The sequence below is a fragment of the Actinophytocola sp. genome (genome assembly GCF_035634895.1).
Taxonomy (GTDB): domain Bacteria; phylum Actinomycetota; class Actinomycetes; order Mycobacteriales; family Pseudonocardiaceae; genus Actinophytocola.
In genome coordinates, this window is record NZ_DASQCC010000010.1 from 79,680 (window position 1) to 95,345 (window position 15,666).

The following is a 15,666-nucleotide window of genomic DNA, read 5'->3' on the forward strand; positions in this document are numbered from 1 at the left end:
GTGGTCGGATCGGCGTCGTGTGTCCACGACGGACGGCTGCCGGGTCTCCGGCCGCCAGCGGGTGGCACAACGTCCCTGTGGACGTTGTGGCGGGACGTGAACATGAACTCCCCTTTCCATTTGACGATGACGCAGGATGCGTCGACAAAACCGGTGTCGACGCACCCGGATGAATTAGGTCAGGGATTGTGTGAATGGCTCGGGCCGGCGCTGACGCCATCCATCGGAATGGCGAGCCTATTGGCGCTGTCTCCGTGCGTCCACTCGATCCACGCCGCCGAGGCGGTCAACTCGGCGGGCGGGAGGTCGAAGAACAGAGTTCCCTCGACCGTGTTGTGTGGGGCGAGCCGGGGTAACTCGCCGAACGTGTCCGAGTGTGGCGTCCATCGCCGGCCCTGTTCGCCGGCGTGCAGCGCGAACTCCTTGCCGGGTCGCAACGGCCGGGTGCCGTCCCCGGTGTTGACCACGGTGACGGCGACGGCGAGACGTTCTTCGCCGTTCTTCGGCATGCCGGGCATCATCGCCGGCGGCATCTGGTATCCCGGTGCGTCACCGGACATGTCGTGATCCATCACGATCCATTCCGCCGTGACGACGCGAGTGCTCAGACTGTCCACAGTGGCCTGGAGGTCCACGGTCGCGGGAGTGGCCAGCGAGGCGGCGAGCCGGGCGACACCAAGTGCCGCGACCGCGAATGCCGCCGCTATGACGATCACGACCCGCGCTCGTAACAGGGGCATGAGAACTCACCTCTATATCCGGTAACCGGCAACCGGTAACCGGACGATTTGTGTGCACTGAATGTCACCTGCCCGAACTGGGGGTAATGTGGGACAGGCGATATGGGGCCTTAACGGTGAAGCAGGGGTACTTCGACAATAGATCACGTTGGGATAAAGCGGGAGTAGCAGTAACTCCTAGGGAACAGAAGTACCTAAGGACCTTCACCTAAGTACGGATTGGCACGTAGATGAATCACGACGTTGTGCGCGCACTGCCGCGCGACCTTTACCTCGCAGCAGGCGCCAGGGCGGCCTCCATCCTCTGCAACGTGGTCGCCGTCACCGCCCTTTTGCTCGCCTTCCACGACCGCGGCACCGGGGCGTGGGCGGTCGCCGCCCTGCTCGCCGCGGGGGCGCTGCCGATCGTCCTGCTCGCCCCGGTGGCCGGGTTGGTGGTCGACAGGTTCGACAGCCGTTCGGTGCTCGTGGTGAGCAGCCTGTGGCAGGCCGCCGCCTGTGCGTTGCTGGGGTTCGTCGACCAACCGCAGGTGGTGCTCGCGCTGGCCGCCGTGAACGCGTGCGGCACGGCGGTGACCAACCCGATCTTCCTCGCGCTGATCAGCGTCATGGTGCCGAGTGGGCAGCTGGCTTCCGCCAACAGCGTGCAGCAGGTCGCGGTCACCATCGCCACGATGGTCGGACCGGCCGTCGGCGGCATGGTCACCGGCCTCACCGGCGGCCCCCGGGTTCCCCTGATGCTCGACGCGGTCGTCTTCGTCATGATCGCCGGCATGAGCATGCTGATCGGCACCCGCCGCCAGCCGGCCCCGGACCAGCCGAGGTCGAACGCGCGTGCGGGGATCATGATGGTGTTCAACGACCGGGCCCTCACCGCCGTGGTGGCGCTGGCGGTCATGCTGCCACTGGTGGTCCACCTCATCTATGTGGCGCAGGTGTTCCTGGTCCGCGACACGTTCGGCGCGAGCGCGCTGGCGTTCGGCCTGCTCCAGGCGACACAGACGGTCGGCCTGCTGGTCGGCGCGGTGCTGGCGAGCCAGCTGAACACGGTGCGCCGGATCGTCCTCGGCACCCCGCTCGCGGCCGCGGTGATGTCCGTCGCCATCGCCATGGTGGGGCTGGTCGGGTCCCTGCCCGCCACGTTCGTGTTGTACGCGGTGGCCGGGGTGTGCATGAGCCTGGTGTCCGTCACGATGGGCACGATGCTGCTGTTGCGCATCCCGGAGCCGGCGATGGGTCGGGTGACGGCCAGCGTCACCGGGATCCACCGAACCGCCGGTCTGGTCGCGTACGGCATCGGCGGTCTGATCGTGGGGCTGCTGCGACCCGAGGCGGTGTACCTGCTCTCGGGCACGGCCGCACTGGGCATCGTGCTCGTGCTGGCACCGGTGTTCCGCCGGGCGCTGGCACTGATCTGACACCCCGGCTACGACCGCGGAACGAAGAACTCCCGGCAGAAGGTGTTGGCCGGGTCCTCGTCCTTCCGCCGGAGGAACGCGGCGATGATGACGATGTCCTTGCCGGTGTTCCCGGCGAGCGCGGCCTGGACGGTGCCCAGGTCGTACTCGGCGTGGAAGGCGGGGTCACCAGCGGCGTCCAGGTAGGTCGTGACCTCGGTCTCGCCCCAGTCGAGCGGCTCGCTCGCGCCCTGGACGCGCAGGCGCGTCGTGTCCCCGTCGTCGGTGCAGGTGAATCCCTTGATCCACCTGGTGTTGGCATTGGTGTTGACCCAGTCGCCGACCAGGAAACGGCGGCCGGTCCTGACCTCGCGGCCGGCCGGCGCCACGGTGGACCGGTAGAAGAACTCACGCGAGAACTGGCTCAGCCGGTCGCTGCCGTCATGGAACGACGTGTAGGTCTGGATCACCAGGATGCCCATCTTCACGTTGGCCGCGATCTCGACCCTGGTGCCGTCGAAGGCGTACCGCGCGTGGAAGCCGGCCACCTCGTTCGTGCCGGTGAAGGCGTGCGGAACGGCCTCCGCCGGTCCCCAGTCGACCGGTTCGGCCGACGATCCGTACAGCCGGACGACCAGCGCGTCGTCCCGCTCGGTCACCACCAGCGACGCGATGTGGTCGGTGACCCGCTTGGCGTTGAACCAGGTGCCGATCAACGGCCCCACGTCCATCGTCGCGCCCACCAACGACTTCGCGTCCGCCCGCATCGTCTGCGCCGCCGCACTGACCGTCTGCACCATTGGACTCTCCCGGCTGGTTCAACCGATTCCCGTGCTCACACCCTCGGTGAGCTCCTCCCGCTGCCTGATCTTCGGCAGGATGCTGGTGCCGAAGAACTCCAGGGTAGGCAGGTCCGGCCGCGCCTGGAACAGGAACTGGGTGACGCCGAGCCGCCGGTACTCGAAAATCGCCTCGACGATCTCGTCCGGGCCGCCGATCAGGGAGATCGACATCGGGCCCATGTAGGGCACCAGTCCCGTCCACAGGTACGGCGTGAGCCAGCTCGACCCGTCCTCGGCCAACCGGTAGATCTCCTCGAAGCCGACCGACTCCGTGGTCTTTCCACGCCATTCGGCGACCGCCGCCCTGCCGCGGTCGCCGGCGTTCTCGATCAGCGACTGCCCCGCCCGCACGGCGTCGTCGTGGGTTTCTCCGACGACCAGGTTGGTGATGATCCCGACCTCGATGCCGGCCGCCAGCACGGGTTCGATCTTCGGGCGCAACTGTTCCGGCGCCTCGACGACCCGCAGCAGGCAGTCCGCGTGCTTGATCGCGAGCCGCGTGGCCTGGTCCGAGCTGCCACCCAGGTAGACGTACGGCCGGTGCCGGTCCGGCGAGACGAACGGCTGGTTGATGCGCGCGCCTTCGACGCTGATGAACCGTCCCGTGAAGTCGACCGGGAACTCCCGCCGCCACAGCGCGTGGCAGATCGTCCAGAACTCGTCGGTGCGCTGGTAGCGCTCGTCGTGGGTGGAGAAGTCGCCGTAGTAGCGAAGCTCGTTCGAACCCTGACCGGACACCACGTTGATCGCGATCCGGCCGCCCGTGAACGCGGACACGGCGTTGACCTGCTGGACGAAGTGCGTCGGGGAGATGACCGCCGCGCGGGACGCCGGCATCAGGTTGACGCGTTTGGTGGCCAGGCCGAACGCGGTGGCCAGGACGATCGGATCGGCACGCTGGAACCCGATGGGCAGCAGCAGCGTGTCCAGGCCCAACTCGTCGGCCCGCACACAGAAGTCGCGCTGCTGGTCCAGGCCCTCGAGCTGGTTGATCTCGGTCCTGAAACGGGCGCCTCTGCGCCGGTCGGCGACACCGGACGACGGCAGGCTCCAGTGGAAGCGCATCCGCCGGGCGTTGGCTTGCATGTCCCACCCCGAGATAGTCCTTTTGACACGACGGTAGATACCGCCCCCCGCCGGGACCATGGCAGTTTCCCCCTAGGTGTGGGCGTACCCCTAGGGGTACGTGAGCATTATTTGTGCGGTCCTGTCGGCGTCGGGTAACGTCTCGTCAGTGACGGTATGAAGGTGTCCCATCACTCTCAGCGACGAAGGGTTCATCGTCACCGACAACTCCATCACTCGCGTGTGCGTGGTTGGGTGAGCACGTGCCGCGCGTTGCTACGCCTGATTCCCCTGTGTAATAGGAGATAACGTTGACGCGCGCGCGAAACGCCGGCCTCGGCATGCCCGGACCCGGCGTTGGCTACCTTGTTTGGCACACCCCCCGCAGCGGGCCTGCGAAGGCGAACTCGGCCGCGCTGCTGCCGATGACGAACGGACCCGTCAGAGGTTTAGGCCTCCGCACACCGGCGCCTGCGCCGGGTGGACGGGTCCACCGGCTCGACGGCCGTGACGTCGCCGATCCGGCAGGCGCCGATCGTCCGTCCTCTGTGGACCGTGCGAGCCGGCTCCAGGTGCTGGTGCGACGGCGACTCGGAGAGATCGCCCGTCAGCGCGGACCGGTCGTCGCGAGTGGCGGCTGATCATGCCACTGCACGTAGTCCGCCAGGTCGGCCCGGCCGGGGCGGAACCGGTTCACCGGTACGGACTCGTCCGGATACCCGACCGCGAGTCCGCACACGACGAGGCGGTCGGCATCGAGCCCCAGCTCCGCACGGATGACGTCCGGATAGCCCGCCACGCTGAACTGCGGGCAGCTGCCGAGGCCGCAGGCGACCAGCGCCAGCATGACGTTCTGCAGGAAGAAGCCCATCTCGAGGAACTGGCCCGGCATCGCGTCCGCGGGCAGGTGGAAGATCATCTCGACGGGCGCGCCGTAGAACCCGAGGTTGTCCCGCAGGTGGGCGCGGCGCGCGGTCCGGTCGTTCCCGCCGTGCCCCTTGGCGAGCAGCACGCCGGTGCTGGCCTGGCGAGCCCGGCCGTCGGCCGTCTCGTCGACCCGGGCCGACCGGTACTCGAAGTCCGGTCGCGGCGTGACACCGCGGTCGAACTCCGCGCACAACCGGCGAGCGAGTCGGTCCTTGCGTTTCTCGGTCACCACGGCGACCTGCCACGGCTGACCATTGCGTGTCGACGGGGCGTGCGCCGCCGACCGCAGCACGTTCTCGAGGAGGTCGCGCGGCACCGGTTCCACCAGAAAGGCGCGCTTGCTCTGCCGTCCATCGAGGACAGCTCGGAAATTCGTCCACGCAGAGATGTCCATGACAGAGGATTGTCGTCATGATAAGGAATTTGTCCAGTCCCCGGTTGAAATCCAATGGATCGGCGCGCGGGAATTGCGCGATCGTGGCGACGCTGACCACGGCCGTGTGGCGAGAACGCCGCGATCTTCAGGCACTGCGGGGAACAGCGAGTGGCCTGCAGGTACGCGCCGACCTCACCGGCGGTTCCGATGTGGACCTGCTGCGCTCCCTGTTCGACGGCGAGCTCATCTACAGCCTGCGCAGCCCCGAGTACGGCGGTGCCTTCGTCGGCAGCGCGGCCGAGCGGCGGCACTGCCTCCTCGCCGCCGCCCGGTCCTACGACGCCGTGGAACTGGAGGTGGACCGGGACCTCACGCCGGAGCTCCTGGCCGCCGTTCCGCCGCACCGCAGGCGCATCTGCTGGTACGGGGGGCCGCTCGACCCGGCCGGCTTCGACGCGATCTTCGAACGCATGCGGGAAACCCCCGCGCGCCTGTACCTGCTGGCCTCCGAGGCGAAGACGGTCGAAGAGGCGATGGCCCCGCTGCGGTTCCTCGCCCGGCTCGGCCGGTCCGACGTCACCGCCCTCGCCACCGGGGACCTCGGCCTCTTCACCCGGTTGCTCGCACCGTGGTTCGGCGCTCCCGTGGTCTTCGGCGGGCTCGGCCAGGACGTCGCGTGGGGCGTGCCACCCGTGGCGCACCTGCTGGCCGACTACCCCTTCCCCGCCCTGCCGCCGCTGGAGCGGGTGTTCGGCATCGTGAGCCGGCCCATGCGGGGATCGCAGTCCCCACGCCTGCACAACGCCGCCTACCGGGCGCTCGGCCTCCCGGCGCTGTACCTGCCGTTGCCCGTGAAGGAGTTCGCCGGCTCGTGGCAGGCCCTGTGCACCGGGTTCGACCAGCTCGGTCTCGCGTTCGGCGGGGCGACCGTGGTCTCACCGTTCAAGGAGGAGGCGTTGCGGCTGTCCGACACCGCGAGCGAGGCCGCCCGGCACACGGACGCGGCCAACCTGTTGGTGCGCGACAAAAGCAGCTGGCGGGCCTACACGACCGACCCCGTGGGCATCGTCGGTGCCCTGCGACGTGCCGGCGTGGAGCTGGCCGGCCGCAAGGCCGCCGTGGTCGGCTGCGGCGGCGCGGGGCGCGGCGCGGCGATCGGCCTTTCGGCGGCGGGTGTCGTCCCCACCATCGTGAACCGCGGGCTGGCACGCGCTCGTTACGCGGCGGACCTGCTCGGCGTCGACCACCTGCCGCTCGCCCGGTTCGCGCCGGAGAACTACTCGCTCATCGTGCACGCGACGCCGGTGCGCGACGAGCCCCCGTTCGACGTCGACCGGATCGCGCCGGGCACCGTGGTCGTCGACCTCACCTACGGTCCGGGGGAGACCCCACTGGCCGCCGCCGTGCGCGCGCGCCACGAGGTCGTCGTCGACGGCTGGCAGGTGCTCGCCGTCGAGGTCGAGGAGCAGTTCCGCCTGCTGACCGGCAAGTCCGTATCAGGAGGGCCGGAACGTCTCGACAGCGCCGACATTCCGGTTCCGGCCGTCCCAGCGCAGAGGGAGTTCATCAGATGACCGTCCACATCGACCACCACACCAGCCGTCTCGCGGAGCTGTCGGCGCTGGCCGAGACCTTCGCCCAGCGCGCCGACGGTTACGACCGCACGGCGACCTTTCCGGTGGCGGACTTCGACGACCTGTTCGCCGCCGGCCTGCATGCCCCGACCGTGCCGGTTTCCCACGGTGGCATGGGAATCGGGCCGCTGCGCGGCGACACCCTCGCGCTGTGGCTGATGACCGAGCGGCTGGCCGCGGCCGACCTCTCCCTCGCCCGGTGTTGGGAAGGGCACACGAACTCGATGGTGCTCATCGACGCGCTCGGCTCGGCGGCGCAGAAGTCGCGGTGGTTCGACGGAGTGGTGCGCAAGGGCGAGCGGTGGGTGGCGTGGAGCGGCGAGCCCCGCGCGGCCAAGCCCGGCGAGACCAAGTCCTTCGGCACGACCGTGCGGCGGGAGGGTGACGGGTGGATCATCGACGGCACCAAGGTGTTCGCGACCAGTGCCACCGGCGCCGACTGGGCGATCCTGCTGGTCGACATGGCCGGCCCCGGCGGTGCCAGGAACAGCACGTCCGAAGGTGGCGCGGGCGTGCTGATGCTCGCCTGCGAGCTCGCCGATCCCTCCGTGTCCGTGGACGCCTCGTGGTGGGACCCGATCGGCATGCGGGCGACGGTCAGCCACCTCGTCCACTTCGACCACACCTTCATCCCGGACTCGCAGCGCATCGGCGAGGCGGGGGACTACCTGCGCCAGGGGTGGCAGACGGCGTTCATCCCCCACTACGCGGCGAGTTTCCTCGGCGCGGCGGACGCCGCCTACGAGTACGCCCTCGAGTACGTCATGCGTCAACACAAGAACACGGATCCCTATGTGCAGCAACGAGTGGGGGCGATGGCCGTCGCGGTGGAGACCGGTCGGCTGTGGTTGCGGCACGTCGCGGAGCTGTGGGACTCCGGACGCGGGACGGAGGCGCGCATGGTTGGCTCCCGGGCGCGTCACCTCGTGGAGCACCTCGCCCTGGACACCGTCGACCACTGCGTGCGCGCCTGTGGCGCCCGCTGCCTCGTCAGGCCGAGCCCGGTGGAGCGGATACAGCGAGATCTGTTGTTCTACGTGCGACACGACAATGACGACCACATTCTGGCCACCATTGGCCGGAGTGTACTCGGCGAGGTCCACGATCCCTCTTTCTACAAACCGTAGGACGGACGCGTGATACTTGAGGGGTTTTGACCGACTACTAGGGATTTCTGACTATTACTGTGGGATGCGTGTGTTGGTATGTTCTAACCATTCGGGTAACGCAAACGCGCCACCGGAAGGAGCCGCCCCACGTGCGAGGCGGGCCGACCTGATCGCGTCGAAGAAAGATTCTCCATACCGGTCCGGAAAGTGCGTACCGTCACGAGCCGGGCCGGTATGGCTCACCCAGGAATCCCCCTCGACGAGTCAGGAGCCCGTGCTGTCGCACGTGGTGCGTGGGAGAGCCGTCCTGTACCGCCTGTCAGGGCAGGGCGGCTCTCCCCACCGGCGGTTCGCCGTCCGTCCTCGGTGGACGGAGCCGGTCACCGCATGCTGATCCTGGTGTCCACCGCGATCTCGTCGAACTCCGTCGTACGCACGTGCAGATCGAGGGTCCAGTTGCCCGCGACGGGGACGACGACGTCGGCCGCGACGAACTGACCGGGACCCGTTCTGGCGAGCGACAGCGGCACCGGGTCGATGCCGGCCTCCCGCAACCGGAGCTGTGCCCGGACTTCCGGGACGTCCCGGTTGATCCCGCGCTCGTCCCGGACGTTCAGCACGATCTGGTTGTCGCCGGTACGCGCCGGGTCGACCCACACCTGAACGTCGCCGGAGCCGGGCAGGGCGAGCGAGGAGAGGAAGGGGCCCGCCGGGCCGGCAGCCGCACTCGGACCGTGGTCGTGACCACCGGGTGGCACGGCCACGAGGGCCGCGGTGATGCCGAGCACCACCACCGCCACGCCGCCTTCCCATGCGACCGACCGGCGGAGCCTGGCGAGCACGTCCTGCCGCGCCAGCCGGTCGGCGGCCCGGCGGGGTGCGGGGACCGACAGCCGCCGCCGCACGAACGACCGGGACAGCGAGGCCAGCCAGAGCAACAGGCCGAACACGGCGACCTTGAAGATCAGCAGCGTGAGGTACTCGGTGCCCGGCCCGAACTCGGCGAGCTCGCGCCAGGCCTGGAGCAGACCGGTGGCGCCGAGTACCGCCACCGCCGCGCCGGCCGTGCGTGAGAACCGGGACACGGCGGCCGTGGCCTCCTCCTCCCGCCCCCGGCCGCGCCCGGCGAGGGTGCACGACGCCAGAACGGCCAGGCCGCCGAGCCAGACCGCCATCGCCGTCAGGTGCGCCGCGTCGACGAGCAACGCGAACCACGACAGCAGGCCGGCGTTCGCGTGCCCGGTTCCGCTCCAGGTCAGCGTGAGCGAGTAGCCGAGGACGGCCATGAGCACGACCGTCCCCCGGGACACGGTGCTCAGCCGCGCCAGCAGCCACCCGGCCAGCACGAGCAGCGTGATCCTGGCGAGCAGCAGGATCCCGAAGGTCGTCCGGGCGGTGTCGGCCAGCAGCGCCGGGTCCACGACGCTCGCGAGCGACGAGCCGGCCGCGTTGGGGCCCTGCAGGAGCAACAGCGCGACCGCCGATACCAGCGAGGCGGCCCACGCCGAGGCGATCAACCGGCGTACCCGGGGATCCGGCAGCCCGGGCCGCCAGCACACGACGACGTAGGACGCGCCCCCGACCAGCAGGGCCAGGCTCGCGAAGGACAACAGCCGGAACAGCCAGAACGCGGCCTCGACGAGGCGATCCGAGCCGGCCTGCGCGCCGGCGTCGGCGAGCGGGGCCGCCCGCACGTCACCGACGCTGAACACGAACGCGCCGTGCACCGGGTGCGAGTCCGAGGAGAGCACCCGCCAGTTGACGACGTAGACCCCGTCGCCGAGGTTGGCGGGCAGCGACATGCTGACCCGTGTGGCGTCGCCGGACACTCCGTGGGCCGCCGGCTCGGCGATCGTCGCGCCGCTGTCGTCGAGCAGCCTGAACCCACCCCGGACCGGCAGGACCGACTCGGTGAACCGGAGCACCACCTGTCGTGGCGCCGTGTCGAGATGCGCACCGTTGGCCGGTGTGGTCTCGATCAGTTCGGCGTGGGCCCACGCCTGTCCGCTCGACAGGAGGAGCAGTACCACCGTCATCGAGGCGACGGCGAGGGCGGCACGTATCCGGGTGTCCACGGGGGTCCTCCGCTCCTCACTCGTCGAGCAGGCCGAGATCGTGCGCGGCGACCAGTGCCGCCGCTCTGCTGTGCACACGCAGCTTCCTGAACAGATTGCTTTGCAGGTTCTCCACCGTGCGGATGGAGATCCCGAGCTGCCGCGCGGTCTGCTTGGTGGCGTGCCCCCGGCTGACGGAGATCAGGATCTCCTTCTCCCGCGGGGTGAGCGCGAGCTCCCACCGCCGCCAACCTTCCGTGGAGTCGGACCGGGTCGGTCCGAACAGGGCACGGATGTAGGTCGAGTTCGCCAGCACGTAGCCGTGTCCCGCGGCACGAACCGCGGGCACCAGCAGGTCGTCGACCCGGGACGCCGGGACGGTCGAGATGCCGCTCGCCAACGACCTGGTGATCTGGGAATGCCGTAGCTCCCGGCTTTCGACGAAGACGTGCCGGCCGTTGCGCCTGCCCTCCAACGAGGATCCTTCCGGCTCTCTCGGGTCGATCAGGACGGTGATGAGGGTGTTGTTGTCGGCATCGTTGACCTGTTGACCGTCGGCGCCGCCGAGCACCGGGATGCGTTGCTCGCTGAGGATCTCGCGAACGCGGTCGGCGAGCCGGCCGGCGGGAGCGCCGAGCACGACCCGAAGACCGCGCCGTCGCTTGGACGTGCGGGACTCGCCTCGTTGCAGTGGGACAGCGGGCGGCCGAAGGCCGAGGCGGACGGCGCTCGCGGCGGCATGCGCCTGGTTGTGGACGTCGAGCTTGGCGAAGATCTGTTTCTTGTGGTGTTCCACCGTGTGCAGGCTGATGCCCAACTCGACCGCGACCACCTTCGGCGGGAACCCGGCGCTGATCAGGTAGAGCACCTGCGTCTCCCGCTCGGTAAGCGCTTGCCCGTTGGTTCCTGTCTGGCGGGCGATCTCCACCGGCAACGACGGAGTCCTGATCGCGTCGAGCAACGCGTCGAGACCGGCCGAGTAGGAGACCATCGCGCCGATACCCGCCTGGTAGGCGCGGATGACGTACGCGGCCGGCAACGCGTCGTGCACACCGACCATGCGCATCGGACTGCTGCCCTGCAGCAGCAGCTTGACCAGACGTTCGTTGCTCCACCGCGGTGCGTCGGCCTCGAACACCACGACGGTTGGTCTTCGAATCCTGCAGAGTTGGACCAACTCCGGCCCCGATGTCGCCGTGCCGGCGACGGTGATGCCCGGTTCACGCGTCAGATGCCTGGCGAGCATCTCACGGATCAGCCGGTTGTCATGCTGGAGGACAACGGTCAACGAAGGCTCATCAGCCACGACGATTCCTCGGTTCATAAATCCTGAACGGGTACCGCGCATGGCACCGTGCTTGTCCCCAGCGCACCACCCCGGTTCCCGCTGACCTGCGATTCACTCCCCTTTAACAGGATCGCACAAGTGTGGTTACGGGGAAAGATCGACCAGCGCAGAACAAAACACGTTTTCCCCTAGGGGTTCCCCCCGCACCCAGGTACGGATCCGCGGGGAGACGGTGCCCTCATTCCGGACGGTGTCGTCCACAGTCCGGACCGATGGTCGCACGACGGACCGGCGTCCGCGTCGCCGGCGCCAGACTTGGTTGTTGGGGCCGGAAATCGTTCCTCACCTTGCTTTATCGTTCGTCCACATCGACCTTCGCGAGTGTCCACATCGGAGCGATGAGTAGGTGTTCCCGACGCCGGCGCCCGGCCGCCGGCCCGGTCGGGGGGTTGCTTCCGACACCGGAATCGATTCCGTTGCAAACCGAAATCCTTGGGGCCGTGAACCCTTATCCCGACTGCCGCGTAGTGCCTGGTGCACGGATCCACCTGTCGAGAGGAGGACACTGATGGCGAGGTTGAACAAACGGCTCAGGATATCGGCGACTCTCGCCGCGATGCTGCTGGTCGGGGCGACTGGTTGCGGCAGTGATGCCGCCGGCGCGGGCAGTGGCGGCAGCGGGCAGAAGGTCACGATCAAAGAGCCGACCGACGGATCGTCGATCTCGATCCCGTTCACGTTGCGCCTCGATTCGAGCGTGGAACTGGGACCGACGGAGTCCGGGAAACATCACGTGCATCTGTACTTTGACGGTGACGACAGCAAATACGAGGTAATCGAGTCCGACAACGTCAAGGTCACCGACGCGTCGCCGGCGCTCGCCGGTCTCAAGGCCGGCGAGCACGAGCTGGACATCTCGCTGCGCAACGCCGACCATTCGCCCGCCGGGTTCGACACCAGCATCAAGGTGCAGACCGGCGGTGGCGGCGGGGGACAGCCGACGGACGACGGCGGGACGGACGACGGCGGGACGGACGACGGCGGGACGGGCGGTGGCTACTGAGCGAGAACGGAAGGCGCCGCCGGAGTTCGTGCGGCGCAACAACACCAGGACCCGTTGGTTCCACGCCGGCACATACCTGACCGTGCTGTTGTTGTCGTTCACCGGCTGGTGGCTCACGCTCGGCGCTGAGGGTGACCCCAGTGTCGTGTCCCGACTGACGCACGTGTCGGACACCGAGCTGCACACGTGGACCGGTTGGGGCCTCGCCGGCCTGGCGGTGTTGGGCGTGGTGCTGGGCCGGCGGGCGGTACGGACCCTGCTGGTCGACTCGGCGCGGTTCCGCCGAACGGATCTGCGCTGGTTCCTCCGTTGGCCGGGCGCGGTGTTCACCGGGCGCTTCCCACGCCACGAAGGCCACTTCGACCCGGGCCAGCGGGTCATGAACCTGGTGATGATCCTGTTGCTGGTGGCGCTCGTCGTCAGCGGTGTCGGGCTCGTCCTGGTGTCCGGCGGCCCGGAGTTCGTCTGGTTCAACCGGATTCACCGGTGGTCCACGTATCTGCTCACGCCCGTGCTCATCGGCCACATCGTCATCGCCGCCGGCCTGCTCCCCGGCTACCGCGGCGTCTGGCGTGCCATGCACCTCGGCGGCCGGCTGCGCACGCGGGTCGCGGAGCGGTTGTGGCCGGCCTGGCTTGAACGGGAACGGGCGAAGTCCGTGCCTCCCAGGTCCGGTCGGCCACGGGTACGAGCGCATCGCAGGCCGCCCAGGTGACCGGCGCCGCAAGGGATCGCGCCTCCCCGAGCTACCCAGGGGAGGCGTCCCCCTGGCGGCATGGGCTGATGCACCGTCGTTCGACCGTGCGTCCGGTTCGGCCTGTCGCGCGAACGCTCGCCGCACTCGTGCTGATCGGTGAAACCACCGATCAGCACCGCGCGACAACGCGAGAGTCCGTGGATGCGCTGTGTACGCGCCGTGTCAGGAGGTTCGTTCGGCGCCGACGAGGACGTAACACATGAGCGCGGGCTTGTCGCTGCGGTTGTGCCAGGCGTGGCGGGTTCCCTGTTGGACGACACAGGCCCCGGGAGTGAGCTTGATTTCCTTGCCGTTGTCGAGCTCCAGGTGCAGCTCGCCTTCGAGGCAGATGCCGTAGTCGACCGAGTCGGTGGTGTGCATACCCGGACTGTCCGGCTCGAACACCTCCATCAGACCGGGAAGCTTCTCGTCGGCCTCGGCGGCGAGCTGGTCGGGGTCACCGAGTTGCTCCGGCGCCGAGGACTCCGGGGCCCAGCGGAGGAACAGGATCCTGGTGCCGCCGGCGCCGGGGAAGAAGGGGACCAACCTGGGCTGCCGTGGTTCCGTGCCGACGGTGGCGGTGCCGTCCTCGGTGCCCCACAGCAGGTAGAACTCGGAGCCGGGGATGGCTCCGACGATGACGGGCTGGCCCGGTTCGTCGGTGACGAACACCGAGGTGCCGTCGGCCTCGCGGCCGGTGACGATGAGACGCGGCTGGATCGCCATTGATCGTGGCTCCTTCGTGTCGGTTACTGGTCGGTCCGGGGACCGGTGTCCTCGCGGTGGCGGGCGCGCAGGGTCTGTTTGGAGAACTTCCCGGTGGCGGTCTTGGGGATCTCGGGGAGGAACTCGACCTTCTCCGGGATCCACCACTGCGCGACCCGGTCGCGGAGGTGTTCGCGGATGTCGTCCGCGGTGAGCTGGGTTTCCGGTCGCGGCACGACATAGGCGAGTGGTCGTTCACCCCACCGCGGATCGTCGACCCCGATGACGGCCGCCTCGACCACGTGCGGGTGCGACATGATCGCGTTCTCCAGGTCGACCGAGGAGATCCACTCGCCGCCGGACTTCACGAGGTCCTTCGAGCGGTCCACGATGCGCACGTAGCCGAGCTGGTCGATGGTGGCGACGTCCCCGGTGCGCAGCCAGCCGTCCGGGGTGAACGCCTCCGGCGCCGGCTGGGCACCGAAGTACCCCGAGGCGATGGTCGCCCCCGCCGCCTGTAGCTCGCCCGGTGTGGTGCCGTCCCACGGCACCTCCGCGCCGCCGTCGTCGACGATCCGCAGTTCGGTGAGCGGAACCGGCGGGCCGGGCGTGCCGACCAGTTCGCGCTGCTGTTCCGGCGTCAGATGATCGTGCGCGGTGGACACCCGCGAGACGGTCACCACCGGGCTGGTTTCGGTCATTCCCCAGGCGTTGGTCATCGGCAGGCCGAGAAGCCGTTGGTACGCCTCGGACAGCGCCTCGTCGACCGCGCCGCCGCCGCACACGACCATCCGCAGGGCCGACAGGTCGTGCTGGTCCAGCTCGGGCAGCAGGCCACGCCAGATCGTGGCCACCGCACCGCCGAAGGTCACGCGGTGCCGCGCCATCTGGGCGGCGAGGGCCGGTGGCCGCATCATCGGTCCGGGCAGCACGAGGTCCGCGCCGCACACCATCGCCGCGTACGGCAGCCCCCACGCGTTCACGTGGAACATCGGCACGATCGGCATCACCACGTCACGCTCGCCGAGTGCGAACGTGTCGGTCATCGTCAGCAGCAACGCGTGCAGCACGATCGAGCGGTGGCTGTAGAGCACGCCCTTCGGGTTGCCGGTGGTGCCCGAGGTGTAACACAGCGCGGCGGCGCGGTTCTCGTCCTCGACGGCGAAGCCGCCGGGTCGCGGCGCCTCCTCGGCGAGCAGCCGCTCGTAGTCCAGCACCCGCGGGTCGTCCGGTACCGGCGTCGGGTCGCCGTCGTCCATCACGACGATGTGGCGGACCGTGGGGAAGTCGTCCACCAGCGGCCAGATCGTGGCCAGGATGGACCGGTCGACGAACAGGACGTCGTCGGCCGCGTCGTTGACGATGTAGCGGAGCTGCTCGCCGAACAGGCGGTGGTTGATCGTGTGCAGGACACGGCCCGAGCACGGCACCGCCAGGTAGAGCTCGACGTGTCGGCGGCTGTTCCAGGCGAACGTGCCCACCCGCGCGTCCCCGGGCACGCCGAGGCGGTCGAGTACCTGGGCCAGTGCGCGAGCGCGCCCGCACACCTCTCCCCAGCTCGCGGTGGTCTCGCCGGCGATGTCGGCGCTGACGACCCGCTTGTGCGCGAACACCTGCTCCACCCTGCTGACGAGCATCGGCAGCGACAGCGGGCGATCCTGCATCAGACCCAGCATCCGGTGACACCTTCGTCCCCTGGCAGACAAAGCTTACTAAGCGCATAGTCATCA

General features: G+C 69.1%; 13 protein-coding genes. 5 read left to right on the forward strand and 8 right to left on the reverse strand.

The annotated features are described in order from the left end of the window. Positions 1-179 precede the first annotated feature (179 nt). Positions 180-740 carry a DUF4352 domain-containing protein gene (locus VET29_RS02110; protein ID WP_324913775.1) on the reverse strand — a complete coding sequence of 187 codons (561 nt, stop codon included), beginning with the start codon at positions 738-740 and terminating at the stop codon, positions 180-182. A gap of 230 nt (positions 741-970) precedes the next feature. Between VET29_RS02110 and VET29_RS02115 the strand changes: the two genes are divergently transcribed. Next, a complete protein-coding gene (locus VET29_RS02115; RefSeq protein WP_324913777.1) occupies positions 971-2,158 on the forward strand; it encodes an MFS transporter in 1,188 nt (395 codons plus the stop codon). Positions 2,159-2,166: 8 nt separating this feature from the next. On the opposite strand, the gene VET29_RS02120 is transcribed toward VET29_RS02115, so the two are convergent. The 3 genes from VET29_RS02120 to VET29_RS02130 all read right to left on the reverse strand — a co-directional run bounded on the left by VET29_RS02120 (position 2,167) and on the right by VET29_RS02130 (position 5,365). Next, positions 2,167-2,937 (reverse strand): hypothetical protein, encoded by a 771-nt coding sequence (locus VET29_RS02120; RefSeq protein WP_324913779.1) that lies wholly within the window; start codon positions 2,935-2,937, stop codon positions 2,167-2,169. A gap of 18 nt (positions 2,938-2,955) precedes the next feature. Beyond that, the gene (locus VET29_RS02125; RefSeq protein WP_324913781.1) at positions 2,956-4,065 is read right to left on the reverse strand and encodes an LLM class flavin-dependent oxidoreductase; all 1,110 of its coding nucleotides are present in this window, start codon (positions 4,063-4,065) and stop codon (positions 2,956-2,958) included. A 586-nt stretch (positions 4,066-4,651) separates the two neighbouring features. Then, positions 4,652-5,365, reverse strand: a complete 714-nt coding sequence (locus tag VET29_RS02130) for a nitroreductase (protein WP_324913784.1) — start codon at positions 5,363-5,365, stop codon at positions 4,652-4,654. 83 nt (positions 5,366-5,448) lie between these two features. On the opposite strand from VET29_RS02130, the gene VET29_RS02135 reads away from it, so the two are divergent. Continuing rightward, positions 5,449-6,921 carry a type I 3-dehydroquinate dehydratase gene (locus VET29_RS02135; RefSeq protein ID WP_324913786.1) on the forward strand — a complete coding sequence of 491 codons (1,473 nt, stop codon included), beginning with the start codon at positions 5,449-5,451 and terminating at the stop codon, positions 6,919-6,921. After that, entirely contained in the window at positions 6,918-8,108 is a 1,191-nt protein-coding gene (locus VET29_RS02140; protein WP_324913788.1) for an acyl-CoA dehydrogenase family protein, read from the forward strand. Before VET29_RS02135 ends, VET29_RS02140 begins: the two co-directional genes overlap by 4 nt. 362 nt (positions 8,109-8,470) lie before the next feature. On the opposite strand, the gene VET29_RS02145 is transcribed toward VET29_RS02140, so the two are convergent. Next, positions 8,471-10,165 (reverse strand): copper resistance CopC/CopD family protein, encoded by a 1,695-nt coding sequence (locus VET29_RS02145; RefSeq protein ID WP_324913789.1) that lies wholly within the window; start codon positions 10,163-10,165, stop codon positions 8,471-8,473. 16 nt (positions 10,166-10,181) lie between these two features. Continuing rightward, on the reverse strand, positions 10,182-11,450 hold the full coding sequence (locus VET29_RS02150; protein ID WP_324913791.1) for a LuxR C-terminal-related transcriptional regulator: 1,269 nt from the start codon (positions 11,448-11,450) through the stop codon (positions 10,182-10,184). Positions 11,451-12,048: 598 nt separating this feature from the next. On the opposite strand from VET29_RS02150, the gene VET29_RS02155 reads away from it, so the two are divergent. Continuing rightward, positions 12,049-12,495, forward strand: a complete 447-nt coding sequence (locus VET29_RS02155; RefSeq protein WP_324913793.1) for a hypothetical protein — start codon at positions 12,049-12,051, stop codon at positions 12,493-12,495. Then, positions 12,485-13,210, forward strand: a complete 726-nt coding sequence (locus VET29_RS02160; RefSeq protein WP_324913795.1) for a cytochrome b/b6 domain-containing protein — start codon at positions 12,485-12,487, stop codon at positions 13,208-13,210. Before VET29_RS02155 ends, VET29_RS02160 begins: the two co-directional genes overlap by 11 nt. Positions 13,211-13,414: 204 nt before the next feature. Here VET29_RS02160 and VET29_RS02165 read toward each other — a convergent pair whose 3' ends face one another. Next, the gene (locus VET29_RS02165) at positions 13,415-13,957 is read right to left on the reverse strand and encodes a cupin domain-containing protein (protein ID WP_324913797.1); all 543 of its coding nucleotides are present in this window, start codon (positions 13,955-13,957) and stop codon (positions 13,415-13,417) included. Positions 13,958-13,980: 23 nt separating this feature from the next. Further along, complete coding sequence (locus VET29_RS02170; RefSeq protein WP_324913799.1) at positions 13,981-15,612, reverse strand: long-chain fatty acid--CoA ligase; 1,632 nt, start codon at positions 15,610-15,612, stop codon at positions 13,981-13,983. Between the last annotated feature and the right edge of the window lie 54 nt (positions 15,613-15,666).